Origin of the sequence: Rhizobium favelukesii, from assembly GCF_000577275.2 — a bacterium.
Lineage (GTDB): Bacteria > Pseudomonadota > Alphaproteobacteria > Rhizobiales > Rhizobiaceae > Rhizobium > Rhizobium favelukesii.
The window spans coordinates 405728-422789 of record NZ_HG916855.1; the positions used below are offsets into that span (position 1 = coordinate 405728).

Annotated in this window: 13 protein-coding genes and 1 pseudogene; 5 read left to right on the forward strand and 9 right to left on the reverse strand. The window is 58.3% G+C overall.

The window, feature by feature from the left end:
* Position 1: 1 nt before the first annotated feature.
* The 5 genes from LPU83_RS65390 to LPU83_RS65410 all read right to left on the reverse strand — a co-directional run bounded on the left by LPU83_RS65390 (position 2) and on the right by LPU83_RS65410 (position 5932).
* Positions 2–511 carry a DUF995 domain-containing protein gene (locus LPU83_RS65390; RefSeq protein ID WP_024317156.1) on the reverse strand — a complete coding sequence of 170 codons (510 nt, stop codon included), beginning with the start codon at positions 509–511 and terminating at the stop codon, positions 2–4.
* 34 nt (positions 512–545) lie between these two features.
* A complete protein-coding gene (locus LPU83_RS65395; RefSeq protein WP_024317155.1) occupies positions 546–1976 on the reverse strand; it encodes a UDP-glucose dehydrogenase family protein in 1431 nt (476 codons plus the stop codon).
* 13 nt (positions 1977–1989) lie between these two features.
* A complete protein-coding gene (locus LPU83_RS65400; RefSeq protein WP_024317154.1) occupies positions 1990–3837 on the reverse strand; it encodes a glycosyltransferase in 1848 nt (615 codons plus the stop codon).
* Positions 3834–4820 carry a UDP-glucose 4-epimerase GalE gene (gene galE / locus LPU83_RS65405; RefSeq protein ID WP_024317153.1) on the reverse strand — a complete coding sequence of 329 codons (987 nt, stop codon included), beginning with the start codon at positions 4818–4820 and terminating at the stop codon, positions 3834–3836. Before galE ends, LPU83_RS65400 begins: the two co-directional genes overlap by 4 nt.
* A gap of 104 nt (positions 4821–4924) precedes the next feature.
* A complete protein-coding gene (locus LPU83_RS65410) occupies positions 4925–5932 on the reverse strand; it encodes a UDP-glucuronic acid decarboxylase family protein (RefSeq protein WP_029710276.1) in 1008 nt (335 codons plus the stop codon).
* A gap of 794 nt (positions 5933–6726) precedes the next feature.
* Here LPU83_RS65410 and LPU83_RS65415 point away from each other — a divergent pair.
* Complete coding sequence (locus LPU83_RS65415) at positions 6727–7860, forward strand: helix-turn-helix domain-containing protein (RefSeq protein WP_029710275.1); 1134 nt, start codon at positions 6727–6729, stop codon at positions 7858–7860.
* A gap of 189 nt (positions 7861–8049) precedes the next feature.
* Here the strand turns inward: LPU83_RS65415 and LPU83_RS65420 are convergent.
* The 4 genes and pseudogenes from LPU83_RS65420 to LPU83_RS65435 form a co-directional block, all read right to left on the reverse strand.
* A pseudogene (locus LPU83_RS65420) lies at positions 8050–8423 on the reverse strand (chromate transporter); the annotation flags it as partial.
* Between the two features lie 488 nt (positions 8424–8911).
* Positions 8912–9754, reverse strand: coding sequence for a TIGR01459 family HAD-type hydrolase (locus tag LPU83_RS65425; protein ID WP_024317149.1), 843 nt, complete (start codon positions 9752–9754; stop codon positions 8912–8914).
* On the reverse strand, positions 9747–11027 hold the full coding sequence (locus LPU83_RS65430; RefSeq protein WP_024317148.1) for an FGGY-family carbohydrate kinase: 1281 nt from the start codon (positions 11025–11027) through the stop codon (positions 9747–9749). Before LPU83_RS65430 ends, LPU83_RS65425 begins: the two co-directional genes overlap by 8 nt.
* Entirely contained in the window at positions 11024–12106 is a 1083-nt protein-coding gene (locus LPU83_RS65435) for a class II aldolase/adducin family protein (RefSeq protein WP_051166719.1), read from the reverse strand. Before LPU83_RS65435 ends, LPU83_RS65430 begins: the two co-directional genes overlap by 4 nt.
* A gap of 189 nt (positions 12107–12295) precedes the next feature.
* Here LPU83_RS65435 and LPU83_RS65440 point away from each other — a divergent pair, with 189 nt between their 5' ends.
* The 4 genes from LPU83_RS65440 to LPU83_RS65455 are packed head-to-tail and all read left to right on the forward strand — an operon-like array spanning position 12296 to position 17035.
* A complete protein-coding gene (locus LPU83_RS65440; RefSeq protein WP_024317146.1) occupies positions 12296–13075 on the forward strand; it encodes a DeoR/GlpR family DNA-binding transcription regulator in 780 nt (259 codons plus the stop codon).
* Complete coding sequence (locus LPU83_RS65445) at positions 13072–14478, forward strand: FGGY-family carbohydrate kinase (protein ID WP_024317145.1); 1407 nt, start codon at positions 13072–13074, stop codon at positions 14476–14478. Before LPU83_RS65440 ends, LPU83_RS65445 begins: the two co-directional genes overlap by 4 nt.
* Positions 14475–16019 carry a sugar ABC transporter ATP-binding protein gene (locus LPU83_RS65450; protein WP_024317144.1) on the forward strand — a complete coding sequence of 515 codons (1545 nt, stop codon included), beginning with the start codon at positions 14475–14477 and terminating at the stop codon, positions 16017–16019. The genes LPU83_RS65445 and LPU83_RS65450 overlap by 4 nt, the downstream gene beginning before the upstream one ends.
* A 32-nt stretch (positions 16020–16051) precedes the next feature.
* The gene (locus tag LPU83_RS65455) at positions 16052–17035 is read left to right on the forward strand and encodes an ABC transporter permease subunit (RefSeq protein WP_024317143.1); all 984 of its coding nucleotides are present in this window, start codon (positions 16052–16054) and stop codon (positions 17033–17035) included.
* The last annotated feature ends 27 nt before the right edge of the window (positions 17036–17062 follow it).

The window sequence follows — 17062 nt, forward strand, 5'->3', positions numbered from 1 at the left end:
TCTATTCCTTGGACGGTTGCATTGTTGGACCGACGGCAGCCTTCATGTCTTTCAGCCGTCCGGACACGAGGTCTGTGGCAAGCAACGTGTTCGCCTCATCCCCGCCCTGGGGTGGGACATGACGGAACACGAACCATTTGCCGTCGGGTTCGCGCTTTTGGTAAATGGTTCCGCCGTCAACCATGTGCGAGAAACACGTTCTGGCGGGAAAAGCGCCGCTTGCCGAATGCCATGTGGCATCGAGGCACATTTGACCAGTCTTGGTAACGAGCCATCGGCCCTCTGCCCAGGATTTGTCATTCTCGCCATCGACCCATGCGCTGAATCGCCGCCCTTCGGCTTTCATCCGTCCGGCGCCGTTTTCCCACTTCCAGCTTTTGTTGCTGAAAAGTTCGTGAACTTCGCCGGCGGTCATTGCCTGCGCGCTCGCTGGTAAAACAGCGTCCTGGGACGTAGCTTCGTAGGTCGATCCGGAGAGAGCCAACGCCAACGTAGCGATCGCCGTCAGCAATCGGACGCCGCTTTGAGTTCGAGATTGTTGGAACTTAGCCATTGTCAACGGAGCCTCCCATCACGTCGCAATGAACCCCGCTGGCGCCTCGGCTGGAAGTGACGACATCTGCTGGATGCGGCAGGAGTTCGGAGCTCCGCGCATCATGTCGCGCCGAAGTGGAGCGACCAATTGCCGAAACCCGAAACCCGGCCTTCTCAGCGGCGCCGGGCTCGTAAGCATTTCTGAGATCGACCAGAACTGGTTGGCGAACAATCGTCTTCAGGCGCGAGAGGTCAAGAGACCGGATGTCGCCCCACTCAGTAATGACGACAACAGCATCGGCTCCTCGTGCGCATTCATACGGGTCTTCGATTAGCTCGACATCTGATAGGATCTGCTGGGCATTCTCGATCCCGACTGGATCATAGGCGCGAATGCGAGCGCCAAAGCGCTGTAGGGTTTCGATAAGCGGAACCGAAGGAGCGTCGCGCATATCGTCCGTATCGGGCTTGAACGTGAGACCGAGAACCGCGATGGTCAGGCCATCGACCTCACCTCCGAGCGCGTCCATCACCTTCAAGGCCATGCGACGCTTTCGTGCTTCGTTGGCGGTAACGGTTTCCTGCACGATCCGCACAGCAACCCCGTAGTCCTGGGCGGTGCGCAGAAGTGCCATCGTGTCCTTGGGGAAGCACGAGCCGCCATAGCCTGGGCCGGCATTGAGGAAGCTTGTTCCAATACGCTTGTCGAGCCCCATACCGAGTGCTAGTTCACTGACATTGCTTTCCACCTGTTCGCACAGATCGGCAAGCTCGTTGATGAAGGTAATCTTGGTCGCCAGAAACGCATTGGCGGCATATTTGATCAGTTCTGAAGTGCGGCGCTGTGTGACCACGATCGGAGTCATCTGTACTTCGAGCGGCGCGTTATAGAGTTCCGTGACCACCTTGCGCGCGTGCTCATCCTCGACGCCAATCACTACGCGGTCAGGCTCCATAAAGTCGCGGATTGCAACGCCTTCCCGCAGGAACTCCGGATTTGATGCCACGGAGAACGTTCCAGCCTTGCGCACTGAACCGATAATCTTCTCCACAACATCGCCCGTACCGACCGGGACGGTAGACTTCACCACAACGACGGCATTGTCGTCGATTAGAGGTGCGAGTTCGCGTGCTGCCATGTAAACGAATGACAGATCTGCATCGCCGTGACCGGCGCGGGGCGGTGTACCGACGGCGATGAACACAACGGCTGCACCCTTTACGGCGTTTGCCAGGTTGCAAGTAAAGCTCAATCGGCCTGCAGCTACATTCCGCTCGACGAGTTCGTCGAGACCGGGCTCATAGATTGGCACAACGCCAAGTTCCAGAGCGTTGATCTTCTGGGTGTTCTTGTCGACACACACCACTTCGTTGCCCCAAGCTGCGAAACAGGTCCCGCTGACCAATCCGACATAGCCGGTTCCAATAACTGCGATCTTCATACGTAGTTGCCTTTTATTCTTGGATCGAATTGCTGCCGGCGTAGCCGCGCCAACGGGGGTTGAAGACGGTCTTGTGTACGTTCTTGCCGCCAATGCCTGCTCCGGCCACTGAGAAGTGGTCATCAAAAAGAGAGAAACTGCGAGTGCCCCAGGCAAGCGCCTCAACGCCATCGCGTCCGTGTTCAACAGCCGCCAAACCCGGCAGTGTCACAAGGGCGAGCAGGCTGGCTGCAAGCGCAGGCCGATAGATGCGAGTACGATAGCGCACCCGATTTTCGCGAGCGTGTTGCACGACGATGACAAGCAGCAGCAGGGCATAGATGGCTGCGTTGAAGATGGCGAAAACGTAGAAACCACGCGTGGCATCGCTGGCATTCGGCACCAGTAGCACCGGCAGGACGGAGGTCAGCGCAAGGAAGCCATACGGGGCCAGCACACGGAACGGAAGTGGATCCACATCGGCTGCCCCCTTCGGCGTCACGCGGAAATCCACGAACGAACCGGTTGACCAGTCACGCACCGCCGCAAGCGTTCCTGCGAGCGCCCATGGCCAGCGTGCAAACACGAAGAGCGTGTTCTCAAAGCTGAGAATTTTCGCGTTGTAAGGGCGGTAGGTTCCCGAAGCGCGCCAGCGGTAGGCCATAAAGATCAGCATGAGCGATTGAGGCAGGAAATGGCTGAGGAAATCAGGATAGGTGACGCCTACCAAATTATCTCCCGTCAGCAGTGCCGTGATCGGCAGAAGGAACATCAGCGCCATGAAGAAGGAAAACAGCGGATACCAGAACTGCGAAAACAGGAATTGGAACTTCAGTCGCGCTGGCAGGGGGCGAACGAACCTGGGCGAATATTGCAGCAGAAGCATCACAAGGCTGCGCGACCACTGGAATTCCTGGGTGACGAGATCGGCAAACGTACGCGGTCCGTCGCCATGAGCGATAGCATCGAGCGCGTGCGCTCCACGCCAACCATAGGAATTCATCATGAGCGTGGTGGAATGATCTTCCGCCAACTCAGGGCCCAGACCCCCAATTTCGCACAATGCGGCAGTGCGAACGGCGTAATGCGATCCGATGCAAAGCGGGGCAAGACCACTGTTATATCCGGCCTGAAGTGAGCCGTGCATACTGGCTTCTGCATACAGGCGGCCACGTGCCGACCAGCTCTCAGCCGCATTTCGGTCGCAGATGCTCGGCGCAGAGACATAGCCAATCGCGGGGTCGGCAAACGGGCGCAGCATCTGGAACAGATAGCCTGGCTCCGGAACATGATCGGCGTCGAGCTGCACCACGAAATCGTAACGCTCGTAGCCATATTGATCGTAGAAGAAAGCAAGATTGCCTTCCTTGCAGCGAGTGCGTCGCGGCCAAGTCTGGAGATGGTAATCCGACCGGCCCTTGCGAGTGGAAACGAAGACCCCGTGAGCCTCGCACCATGCGAGTGTTTCAGGAGTTGGATCCTCGTCGGCAAGCCATGTGTCATGCGGCACATCCTGGGCCAGCATGGCGCGGAGTGTTTCGGCGACGACGGGGAACGGTTCGGACGGTGCCTTTGTCACAACCATAGCAAAACGGCTACCCGAAGGAAGATTCAAAGGACCGCTTGGGCGCCGCGCGCGAAAGAACACGACAATGAAATAGGCGGGCAAGAGTGTGACCCATGCCAGGATAGCAGTCACTAGGATGGATCCGAGAAGATGGATATGATTGGCGGGGGAAAGCCACCAGCGCCAGAAATATGCTAGTGCTATCGCCCAAAGCCCTGCACTGACCAGATACTCTTTCCGTTGCCAGCCCGTGAAAATCGACACGGATAGGGGCTCAGCGTTTGTGGGTTTCCTCTTCTTTTGGAAAATTCTCATGCGCGCACCTCCAGCCCGAAGTGTGGAGCGGCTGTGCGAATAATGGTGTCGAGGTCGGAATAGACAGTCTGGAAGCCGAGTTTCTCGGCAGCGAGAGCGGGGTCGGCGTAAAGTGCAGGCGGATCGCCTGCACGGCGCGCGCGCATCGCAACCGGCACTTCGCGGCCAGTCAGGCGGCTGATGGCGTCAAGGATTTCCTTGATGGACGTGCCGTGTCCGCTGCCGAGATTGACGGCGAGGTTGTCTCCATCATTGACCAGATGCTCGACCGCGAGCACATGTGCGCGCGCCAAGTCGGTAACATGAATGTAGTCGCGAATGCAGGTGCCGTCTGTTGTGTCGTAATCTTCGCCGTAGACTTCAAGAAAATCGATATTGCCGGCAGCGGCCATCAACGCGCGCGGAATGAGGTGCGTTTCCGGATCGTGGGCTTCCCCCAGTTCGCCGTCCAGATCGGCTCCGGACGCATTGAAATAACGAAGGGCCACATAGCGCGATCCGTAGGCAGCCGCGTAATCAGCGAGCATGTGCTCCGCGATCAGCTTCGTGCGGCCATAGGGATTGATGGGACGCTGAACCTCACCTTCGCGGATAGGAAGCCGTTCTGGAATCCCGTATGTCGCGCAGCTGGATGAAAAGATGATGTTCCGGCCGCCGGTCAACCGGCATGCCTCGAGTAGGGATTGCGTGCCGCTGACATTATTCCGGTAGTATTTTGCGGGGTTTCCGACCGATTCCCCAACATAGGCGGAAGCCGCAAAGTGAATAACCGCGATCGGGTCGTGTCTTTCAACGGCTTTGATCAGACGCGGTGTGTCAAGGATGTCTCCCTCGACCAAGGTTCCCCAGCGAACGGATGCGCGATGTCCGGTCGAAAGATTGTCGTAGACGATTGGCTCATAGCCCTGCTTGGCCAAAAGTTTAGCGGTGTGGCTGCCGATAAAGCCTGCCCCCCCGACCACAAATACTGTCTTGTTGGTCATTATTGTAATTTCCCGGAGCGCATCGAACCGTTTGCGCATCTGACAGATACGCATCGTTCATTGCTGTTCATCTGTGTTTTGGGGTGTGAATGGACGTTGGCCCCTTAGGCTGCCGCTGCGAGTTTCCCTGTCCGCTTAGCCAGTTGACGCTCGAAGTAAGCGATCGTCGACCTCAGGCCGTCAGCCAGCTCGACTGTCGGTTGCCATCCAAGTTCTCGCTTCGCCACCTCGATATCCGGACGGCGCTGGCGCGGATCGTCAACGGGCAATGGCCGATGGGCGACCTTGGAGCGCGACCCGATCATATCTATGATCTGCTCTGCTAGCGCCCCGACAGTGAATTCGTCGGGATTGCCGATATTGACCGGCGTGTGAATGGCGTTCGGGCTGTACATCAGACGATGAAAACCCTCAATCAGGTCGTTGACGTAGCAGAAGGAACGGGTTTGGGAGCCGTCGCCATAGACCGTGATATCCTCGCCCTTCAGTGCCTGCACGATGAAATTGGATACGACCCGGCCGTCGTCCGGGCGCATGCGCGGACCGTAGGTGTTGAAGATACGCACAACACGGATATCGACACCGTGCTGCTGATGGAAGTCGTGGAACAGGGTTTCGGCGGAACGCTTGCCTTCGTCATAGCAGGAGCGCGGACCAAAGGAATTGACATTTCCCCAGTAGTGTTCCGGCTGCGGGTGCACATGGGGGTCTCCGTACACTTCCGAGGTGGAAGCCTGGAAGATTCTGGCCTGGTAGCGAGTGGCCAGCTCCAGGAGATTGAGCGATCCAATCACGTTCGTTTTCATCGTGTGGATCGGGTCGGCCTGATAATGTGGCGGCGATGCTGGGCAGGCAAGATTGTAGATTTCGTCCACCGGCAGGTCGAGTGATGCGACAATGTCGTGTCGAACGAAACTGAACCTGTCAAAACTCAGAAGATGGCTAAGGTTTTCCATTCGTCCAGTGGAAAGGTTGTCCAGGCAGACAACGGAATGGCCCTGATTCAGAAGTCTTTCGCAAAGATGGGACCCAAGAAACCCTGCGCCTCCGGCAACGAGAATGCGGCGCGCGGATGTGTTCAGGGAATTTCCGTTCGATATATTGGAAATCATTTCCAAGAGTCCTCCAGTATATGAAGAAGTGCTTTGCTAAGCGTCCAAGCGACGAATAGATTTCTACTACCGCCAACTCTCAGTTCTTATCTCGCTCTTCGTTTTTATTGCGAATTTGATGTCCAATAGATATCGATCACTACCTAAAGCGGCGATATCAACGAATCCGCGAACTTTTCAAAACATCCATTTTTGATTCGCGGCTTGGAGGGGGACGACGCAACGCGATCAATCATTGCTCCGCAAGGCGGAGCTCTTGCCTGCCGGAGTGGCATTGATGAAGTCGTCTGCAGGGGAGAGCCAGAACCACCCCTCGCCGGCCCACTACGTCGCTCACGATCCCCGTCATTGCATCAACTGTGAGCGGATCTTTCTTGTCGCTAATTGGACATCCACGGCAATCGTTGTCGCAATTGGATGTGCGAAGGCATTGAATGCCCTTGTGAATTTTATCAGGGTCGGAATGTCGGCGGCAGCGCAAGTACCGGAAAGGAGCCTACAGACGAGCTTGGCTATCCCAGTGGCGCATTGGATGTCGCCACGTCGAACGTCTGGCTACACTGGGCAGTCATCAAAACTGCCCGAGGATGGCGGCAAAGTCCTTGCTGAATGCTCGACTAATAGCCCCGTACAACCTAAGCTCCTCCGCAGGTCGTGCTCTCCCTACATGTCAATGACATCTTTTATGTCGTAGGGCAGCTCTTGCGTGAGGGCGGCTTTTAAGGTCGGTTCAAGATCGGCTGAATACTTAAAAGGACATTCCATCGTTTCGCGTGGCAGCTGGGAGTTAGTTGATGAGTAATCAGGACAACCCATTATCACCAGGATTTGTTGAACGCAGGCGCCACCCGCGTGTGGCCAAAGAAGCCCTGGGTGTCGAGGAGGGCAAAGAAGGAACCCTCACTCCGTTGCGATTTGAAACGTCGTCGCTTCCAGCTTTTCGGCAGTTTCCCACGTGGAGGGAACACATGGCAGCGCTGATGGATTGTCGGTTGCCGGACCATGCTGACCCAGAAAGTGGGTTTCTCGCGGAACAAGCGATCTGGAATTTGGGCGGGGTATTGCTCCTGCAGCAAACAACCCCGGCATTCAGCTTCGTCCGCTCACCCGAAATGGTGCGCCTCAGTCCGATCGATCATTGGTACATTACATTTCTTCGAACGGGATGCAGTTGGGTAGAAGCGGATGGTCATGTAGCCGAAAACAAACCGGGTATGATGTCTATTCGTTCGCTTGGTCGTCCATTTCGTGGACGAAAACAAGCAACCACGACCGTCAGCTTGATAATGCCTGCCGATCTATTTGCCAATCACGGCGGACTGCCGGCTGCGTGCAACAACGTCATCTTGGGAGGACATCGGGTCAAGCTGCTTCTGGATTATATTTCCAGCGTGGAAACAAATCTCACACATTTCACGGAGGGCGATTTGCCGACCGTGAAGGATCGTATGCGAGACATGGTGTTCGATGCAGTGACTCCTTTGGTGGACCGTGATCAAGGCCACGATCATATTTCGCAAATTGGATTGATGACGCGGGCCAGGCGCTTTATCCTCGGGAATATATCTTCTCCCGATCTGACTATCGAAGGTATTTGCAAAGAGCTCGCGATCTCACGAACGCGTCTCTACGAACTGTTTGAGGCGTCCGGTGGCGTCGCAAATTATATCCGCCGCCGCCGTCTCCTCGCAGCTCACGCCATGCTCGCGGATCCCGCGGATAATCGTAAAGTCGCTGAAATTGGTTTGACAATTGGTTTCGATTCCGCTGCGAATTTCAGCCGCGCGTTCACACAACACTTTGGATACAGCCCGAGCAACATATTCAAGCGAAATGCCCCCGGCGATCAAGCCTTGCGTGGGATGAAGGATAATATGAAATCGGACGTGACTTTCGATGGCTTGCTACGGACGCTAGCGCTCGTCTGAAGTGCCCCAATTTTGTTCACCAAGGGCTTGTCGGGTTGGCTCGTCTCAAAGACGGACATGAGGGCTGGACGTCTGATTGTCCTTGCCGGTCCACAGGTACATTCGCCCTTATCGCAGGATCCGGCGCTCGCCGCGCGTGTTGATGGCGAAATGCCGGTCGCAGTCTTCGGGCGTCACATGCCGGGTTCATCATGCGCTCCGGGACGCTGCTCGTGGAAGCTCGCGCAAAATTCTGATGAGGTGAAGCACTGTTCCGCTTGCCGCCATCAGCAGGACAACCACCCATGGCGGGGTCTTCCACACGACCAGCAGGTTGAGGCCGATCAGTGCAAGCGCGAAGTCGTAGGGGTTCAGGATGGCGCTGGTCCAAACCGGGCCGTAGAGAACCGCCCCGAGAATTCCGACGACGGCGGCGTTGGCGCCGCGCATCGCAGCCTGGGGCATGGGGTCGTTTCCGGAAAGCTGTCCCAGAACGGCAAGGAACCGACGAGTAGCAAGAATCCGGGCAGAAAAATCGCAACGAGGCACATTGCTGCTCCAAGCACGCCATTGGGTGGCGGACCAGCAGCGTCGTGACGCGGGTGACCGCTTCTTCGAACATGCGGCGACTGCCGGTCGTGTGGATATTGCCTTACGATCAGTCCACTTTGCTCGAAGCCGCGAGTAAATTCTGCCGAACAACGAAATAGAGCCGGCAGAAAGGAATGTTATGCGGGAGAACACCTAATCTGTTTCAAGAGGCGAAGCAGGCCCTTCAAGCTACTGCCGGAGAGATGAACAATGGCCGAAAACACTCCTGATCTAACTTTGGCAGAGCGCCAGATCGTCGATGTCAAGCATCCGCCGATCGACTAGCTCGGCGGCGCCTGCTGCGTCATCAGCAAGACCATCGTCTGTCAGGAAGCAGAGGCAGGTGTCCTCGACTGCGTGCCTGCCGTTCTCGGTTGCGAACGCAGGGTCATTTGAGACGTCGAATCCGATGAAACGAACCTTCAGGCCCAGGCCCCTGGTGAAGACTCGGTCCGACGCGACGGTCCTTGGAGCTTGTGTCTTAAAACACGAAGGCTTGCATCACATAGGTCGGAGACGCACCGGTGTCGGTGATGATGCGGTCGAGTTCGCCGTCACTCATGTCGGCCAGTATTCCGGTTCTGACGAGTACGCTGTCCAACCGGGCAGACGCCGCTCCGAGGATGTCGTGCTCGACGCTATCGCCTATGCAGACGACGCGTCTCCTGTCCTCAACGCCGGCAAGCCTAAGCGCGTGATCGTAGATTTCAGGATAGGGCTTTCCGATCCAGACCACTTTTCCGCCCATCGCTTCATAGAGCATGGCAATGCTGCCAGCACCCGGCGCAACGGAACCCTCGTGGAGTTTGTGGATATCAGGATTGGTGCAGTAGCACGGCACATTGTTTTCGGCAGCCGGCCTCAACATCTCGCGGTAGTCGTGCATGGAAATGCGCTCGGCCTCGCTGCCTGAGATGATGACGATGTCTGCTTCCTTCCCGCTACGTATGGAGGTTAGTCCCAATCGATCGGCGAGGTTGGTATCCCCACCGCTTGAGATCGTCAGCGCTCGCGATCCCTGGTAGATGGCGACACCGGGACGTGACAGAATCTCAAATGCAACGTCACCCGATGTCACGAAGAAGTCGAAGCTTTCCGGCGCGAAGCCGAGCTTCACCAGCCGTTCGGCGTTGTACTCGCCGCTCCGCCCTGAATTTGAGAGGATCACGATCCTCTTGCCCGCGTGGCTCAGTTGCCGAAGGGCATCGACCGCGCCCTGATACGGCCCGATGTCGTCTCGAAGGACGCCGAACTGATCGACGAAGAACACGTCATACTCAGCGCTCAATCGCGACGCCATGTTCACTGTGACAGGTCTAGGCATCTTCCTGCTCCAGCGCGGCAATAACCAGAGATGCCGTGCCGACGGCGGCCTCCAGCGATTTGGCCGTCAAAGGCTCGACGCCGAGGGCGCGCGACCGCATTAACGTCCAGGCCGGATTGCGTGCGCCGCCCCCGACAGTTCTCAAGGTCTTGAGAGGCATGGCGCCCAGTTCCTCGAGGCGTCGGTAGCCAAGACGTTCTATCTCGGTCATCCCCTCCAGAATGGCTTGGAAGAATTGCGCGTCATCGGCAGGCCGCGGATCTAGCCGAGGTTGATAATCAGGATCGTTGAAAGGAAACCGTTCGCCCGGCCGTAGAAGGGGATAGTAGTTGAGACCGAGCGGCTGCTCGGGGTTGGTCCGGGCGGTCAATTCGCCGAGCTTGCTATCGCCGATCAAGGCTCGAACCACGTTGCCACCGCTGTTGGAAGCGCCTCCGAGCAGCCAAAACTTGCCCACCCGATGGGAATAGACGCCGAATTCCGGGGCGTTGATCGGGCGGGCGGAGGCGAGTTTCAGCACGATCGTCGAGCCGAGCGCCGTTACCGCGTCGCCAATCTCCGATGCTCCCGTCGCGAGGAATGACGCACATCCGTCCGTCGTGCCGGCATGGAAAAACGCCGATTTCGGAAGGCCGAGGTCACGCAAATAGCCTGCGACCGGTGCGACTTTCTTGCCGGCGCGCACGACCTTGGGCAGTGCGCCCACATCCATCCCGGCGCGCTCGATCCACTCAGGCCAACGCTCCGAGGCGAGATCATAGCCTGTTTTCAGAGCATTGTTCTCGTCGCTGATGCGCGCCGGGCAACCTAGCATCATCAAGATCCAATCAGCCTGGTGAACGGCGGTAACGGCGTCTTGCCCCCGGGACAGGTAGATGGCCCGTGCAAGCCCCGAATTGGCGCCGACCGCAGTACTGCCCGCAGGAGCATGGCGAGCGATCCGGCTGGCGATCTCAGACTCGGGGCAGGGCTCGTTGTACATCAGCACCGAGCCCGTCGGACGGTCGCGGCTGTCGAGTGCTAGCACGGTGCCGGACGTGCCATCGACGGCAACGCCTCTGACAGCTGTCAGGTCGACCTTGGAGTTGAGGTTTTCGACGGCCTGGCGCACACGTGTCCACCACGCGTCGGGCTGCCGAGTCTCGGCAGGGCTTTCAAATGGCGCAGCCGCGAAGCCTATTGGGTTTCCATGCCGGTCGACGGCGCTCGCCCGCGCACCCGACGTGCCGATGTCGATGCCAAGCGCATATGCCTGCTCAGAACCGGTGTTCACGCCGAGTGCCTCGTTGACTGTCGGTCGAGTGCCTGGCGGTATTGTTCCGCTTCCCAATGTGTCAGTTCGTATTCATCGGCATCAGAGAGATAGGCGATCTTCTCGCCATCAGGAATTCGGCCGACGACCTCTGCAAGGCAGCGGGCCATGACCTCGCCTCCGGCCGTCAGCGTATTCGACAACAGGATGCCTTTGCCAGGAACGATTACCAGCTTGGGCAGCTCGCGTCCCTCCCTGGCGCAGGCCGCTTCCAGATCGGTGGCGTTCTGTCCGGGCGTGAGCGTACCGATCTCGATTCCGAGGAAGATCACATGGTCGGGATAAAGCGAGCCGCCAAGGGCGAGCGCCTGGTTGATCCCCGGTAGCGCAATCGCATGGCTTTCGAGATCTTTTGCGGCATGAAAGGTTGATCCTTTTGCCGCAGTGGCCAGGGCGTCGAGATCGGGTGCAGCGGTTGCACGCGGTTCTGAACGAAGGGCCTCGGTGACGCGATCAATCCGTTCGGCGACTTCGCTTACCGTGTCGCCGCAAACGATGATGCCGTGGTTGAAGAGGATCAGGATATCGGGCCTTGCTGCCGCGGCTTTTCCAATCTCTCGAGCCAGAGGGGTGCCGGGGCGCCTGTAAGGTATAGAGGCCCATTTCAGGTCGGGAACAGCTGCCATCCGTGCCGCCAGCACCTCGTCGCGCCGGTCCAGCACCGCAAGCGCAATTGCGTTCACGCAGTGGTAGTGGGCGACAACCGGGCTCTGCAGCGCGGCATGGAAACTTGTCTCGATCGACGGTCGCAGGCCGCTCGAGTTCAGTTCGTCAACGACGAAATCGATCGACTTTTCGGCCCTGGCGTCGCCTTCCCGCAGTGCCGTGACCAGCGGATCCACAAGAACGGGAACCATGATGTCCTGTTCGCCGGCCTTCGCAAGCCAGGTTCCCGAGGCCTTCACCCACATGACGCCGTCATGCTTGATCGAGGTATTGCCGCCGGCGCCCTGGGTTTTCTGTATGTCGTTGCCGATCCCGCTTGAGAGGTGGAGGAAATCCCCGAACAGGTCGGTTTTCCGCAAGTCCGGGATTGTCATCTGGTTCTCCTCCTAATGCGCATTTGCTCAACCGTGCTGGATATGCTGAGCAAACTTTGGCGCGATCCTATAAACGTGATCGAAGATCGTCAACTGTGAAGATTTTCAGTCTAATCTATTGCGACAGTTACGTCAGTGTGATTATAGTTCGTCATAGCGCTTGAGGAGAAGCGCGAATGGAGGCACTTCTTGAACGATTCCGATCGCCATCGCCTGATCACCGAGATGCTGCTCGAAACGCCTTTCGCATCGGTGCGCGATCTGCAGGAGCGCCTTGGCGTGTCTCCGGCTACCATTCGGCGTGATATCGACAAGCTTCACGAGATCGGCAAGGCGCGGAAAGTCTATGGCGGCATTTCCGCAAATGATGTCTCTGCGACCGGGCGTCTCTCCGCGCGGCCCTACGATGAAAATCGCGACATTGCGGTGGACGCAAAGCGTGCAATCGCGGAGAAGGCGGCCGGCCTTGTCCGGGACGGGGACTCCATAATCGTCCACGCCGGCTCCACCTGCTATCAGCTCGGGCAGCAGCTTGCTCGGCGCAACGTCCGCATCTACACCAATTCTATGCCGCTCGCTGCCTATCTCGGGGAGCACGGAACGTGTCACCTGACGCTCGCCGGCGGTGAACTTTATCGCGAGCCGGGCATAATTCACGACCCTTCCGCTGGCGCGCCGGATTTCTTTGCGTCTCGCTTCTTTCTCGGCACGCAAGGCATCAGTGCCGAAGGACTGTTGGAATCGCATCCGCTCCTGACCAAGGCAATTGGCGAGCTCAGCACCTGCGCTGACGAGATCGTCCTTTTGGCCGACAGCCGGAAGTTTTCGATCCAGCCGCGTAACATCGTTCTGCCGCTTTCCAGGATCGGGACGATCGTCACCGACGATAGCCTGTCCGACTCTGGCGCAAAGATGCTCGAGGATGCCGGCATAACCATCCTGATTGCTGCGATCGGAGTGCCGTCATGACCGGGCAGGCAGCAGTAGCGGTCTTTGACCTCGGCAAGACGAACTCGAAACTGTTCGTCCTCGGTCACGATGGCTCGATACTTTGGGACGCTCGCAGCAAGCCAAGCTGGGTCGATCATGATGGAATTCGGGTTCTTGACGATCAGGCGCTCTTCGCGTGGATGAAGGACGTATTGAAGACGGCTGTTGAAGATCATGGGGCACGGCACGTGACCTTTTCCGGACATGGCTGCACCTTCGCATTGACTAAGGGTGACAGCCTTGTCCATCCGATCCTCGACTACGAGCAGGAGCCGCCCCGCGAGGTCACCGATCGCATCGACATGCTGGTTCCGACCTTCAGCGAGACCTATTCGCCTCGCCTTCCACTCGGGTTCAATTATGGTCGGCACATTCTCTGGGTCGAGGCGACGAGGCCTGGGCTTCTGGCTCAGGCAGATGCCATCTTGTCCTATCCTCAATTCTGGTCCTGGACGTTCTCAGGCCGGAAGGTGTCGGAAGTTTCTTACATTGGTTGCCATTCCCATCTCTGGGCGCCTCTGATCGGAGATTTCAGTAGTCTGGTCGACAACAGGGGTTGGCGGGAGAAAATGCCGGCCTTTGCGAAGGCGGGCGACGAGCTCGGCACATTTCCGGTTGAGACGAAATCCGGTGAGGCTGTTCCGGTCGCGGTTCATAACGGAGTCCACGACAGCAACGCGGCCCTCTATTTCTATCGCTCGGTCGGGTTCGATGATTTCACGCTGGTGTCCACGGGGACCTGGGTTGTGATCTTCAACTCCACTTGCCCTCTTGAGGCGCTGGATGAACACCGCGACATGCTCGCCAATGTGACTGTCGATGGTAGGCCCGCGCCGACCATTCGCTTCATGGGTGGTCGGGAATACGAGATCGCGAGCGGTGGCTGGAACAAGCCCGTCAGCCTGGAAGCCTTGTTGCGCGTGATTGCCAAGGGCGCGTTCGCATTGCCCTCATTTGCCCCCGGTGGGCCAATGCAAGGGTTCGATGGTCGCTTTGTCGGGCCTGTTGTCGGTGGCGAAGAGAGGGCGGCTGCTGCTCTTCTCTATGTCGTGCTGATGACCGACCTCTCGCTTGACCTCATACGCTCAAGCAACCCCATCGTTATCGACGGCGGCCTCGTCAAGACCGGTTTGTTTGCACAGTTGCTTGCCCAATTGCGTCCGGCCCAGCCGATATTCACGAGCACGACTGCCGAAGGAAGCGCTTTCGGAGCCGCCGCGCTCGTTTTCGATGAACTCGGCCAGCATCCGTTCGCCAACGAGACGGTTGAGGCTGCCTCGCTCGGTGTCGAGGGCCTTGATGCCTACCGGCGCGGCTGGAGCGGCTTCTTGGAAATCAAAGACGCGTCCGCGATGCAGCCAGAAAAGGAGCTCCACGCATGAGTGCGGCAGCGCCAAGGGCGAATGCGCCCGTTCTTGAAATGAAGAACATCAGCAAGACGTTTGGCAACACGAGAGCTCTGACCAACGTGTCGCTGACAGCCTACCCAGGCGAGGTTCACGCCCTGATGGGTGAGAACGGTGCTGGAAAGTCCACGCTGATGAAGGTGCTGTCAGGCGCCTATACGGCTGATCCAGGCGGCACTGTTGCGGTTGATGGTCAGCCGATCGTCTCTGGCGATCCCATTCGCGCAAAGGCAAATGGTATTGCGGTCATCTATCAGGAACTGTCTCTCGCGCCGAACCTGACGGTTGCCCAGAATATGTTTCTCGGTGCGGAGCCCGCTCGCTTCGGGGTGATCGACAAGTCGGCAGCGCGCGAGCGCGCCGAACCGATCCTCAAGCAACTCGGCATTGAGTTCGGCCCGTCACAGCTTGTCGCGGCCCTGTCTCTCGGCGAGCGTCAGATGGTGGAAATCGCGCGCGCGCTGACGACCAACGCGAAGATCATCGTCATGGACGAGCCGACGACCTCCCTCACGTCGAGAGAGACCGAGCGCCTGTTCGACGTCATTGCCGGCCTCAAGGCCCGCGGTATCGCCATCATCTATATCAGTCACCGTATGGAAGAGGTCTATGCACTCGCCGATCGTGTCAGCGTTCTGCGCGACAGCGCTTATGTCGGAACGCTGGAGCGCGCCGAGCTTTCGGCCGAAAAACTCGTCTCTATGATGGTCGGTCGCGACCTGTCGTCTTTCTACAAGAAGGAGCACCGCGCGCCGCAGCAGGCCGCTCGGACGATATTGTCCGTCCGCGATATCGGAGACGGCCGACGCGTCCACGGATGTTCCTTCGATGCAAAAGCCGGGGAAGTCCTCGGGATCGCCGGTCTCGTTGGTTCCGGCCGAACCGAGCTCGCCCGCCTGATTTTCGGGGCCGACAGAAAGATCTCGGGAACCGTGCTGCTCGAAGGCCGCGAATTGACGATCGGCGGCCCGCGCGATGCCATGGATGCCGGTATTGCCTATCTTACCGAAGACCGGAAGGGTCTGGGGCTGTTCTTGGACATGACGATCAACGAAAACATCAACATCGGTGTGATCGGCAAGGACGCGGCGAAGGGTGGCATTCTGAATTTCGCGGCGGCTCGCGAACGCGCGGCAAAGGCGATCTCCTCACTTTCCATCCGAACGCTGAGTGCCAGCATCAATGTTGGAGCGCTGTCGGGTGGAAATCAGCAGAAGGCATTGATCGCGCGCCTACTGGAAACCAAGCCGAAGGCCATCATCTTCGACGAACCGACGCGCGGCGTCGACGTCGGCGCGAAGTCCGAGATCTACCGGATCATTGACGAACTTGCGCAGACCGGCATCGCGATTGTCGTCATTTCCAGCGACCTTCCCGAAATCATCGGGATTGCCGATCGCGTTCTTGTCATGCGCGAGGGCCACATCGCAGGCGAGGTGTCGTCGACGCCCGAGCAACCAATCCGCCAGGAAGCCATCATGGCGTTCTCGACCGGCTCTGCGCCGAAAGTCGCCTGAGTTCGCCCATTCAAAAAGACGGGACAAGAAGCATGACCGCGACATCAACCGAACAGCTGAACGCCAGCAAGGCCAGGTTCCGATCAACGCTGACGGCGCTTGGCATGCTTCCAGTCCTGGTCATTTTGGCAATCGGATTCCATCTTCTCAGCGGACGCTTTCTAAGCGTCAACAATCTGTCCATCGTCATGCAGCAGGCATCGATCAATACGGTGCTTGCCGCTGGCATGACCTTTGTCATCCTTACCGGCGGGATTGATCTTTCCGTGGGTTCGATCCTGGCGGCATCCGCCATGGTCGGCGTCATCGTTTCACTTTGGCCCGATATCGGCATGCTCGGGATTCCGGCTGCGATCGCCGTTGGCCTTGCCTGTGGCGTTATCAACGGGACGATCATTTCGGCTCTGAAGCTGCCGCCGTTCATCGTGACTCTCGGCTCGCTGACTGCCATGCGCGGCATTGCGCGGTTGATCGGAAACGACACGACCGTGTTCAATCCCGATCTGCCCTTCGATTTCATAGGAAACGGAAGCTTCCTCGGCGTGCCATGGCTTGCCATCATCGCGCTTGCGACGATCCTGATCTCCGGGTTCATCCTCAAGCGAACCGTCCTCGGTACCTGGATCTATGCGGTTGGCGGCAACGTCGAGGCCGCGCGCCTGACAGGCATCAAGGTGCCGCTCGTCCTGCTGTTCGTCTATTCGATGTCTGGTCTTCTTGCCGGTCTTGGCGGGGTTATGTCGGCAGCGCGGCTTTACGCGGCCAATGGTCTTCAGCTTGGCCAGGCATACGAACTCGATGCGATTGCAGCTGTCATTCTTGGCGGTACCAGCTTCGTCGGCGGCGTCGGCTCGATCTGGGGCACGCTCATTGGTGCCCTGATCATCGCCGTCTTGTCGAACGGTCTCATCCTCGTCGGTGTCTCGGACATCTGGCAGTACATCATCAAGGGACTTGTCATCATCGTGGCCGTGGCGCTCGACCGCTATCGGCTGAAGGGGCTTAGCCGCACGTAAGGTGCGGCTGATGGGACCGGGGGTTAC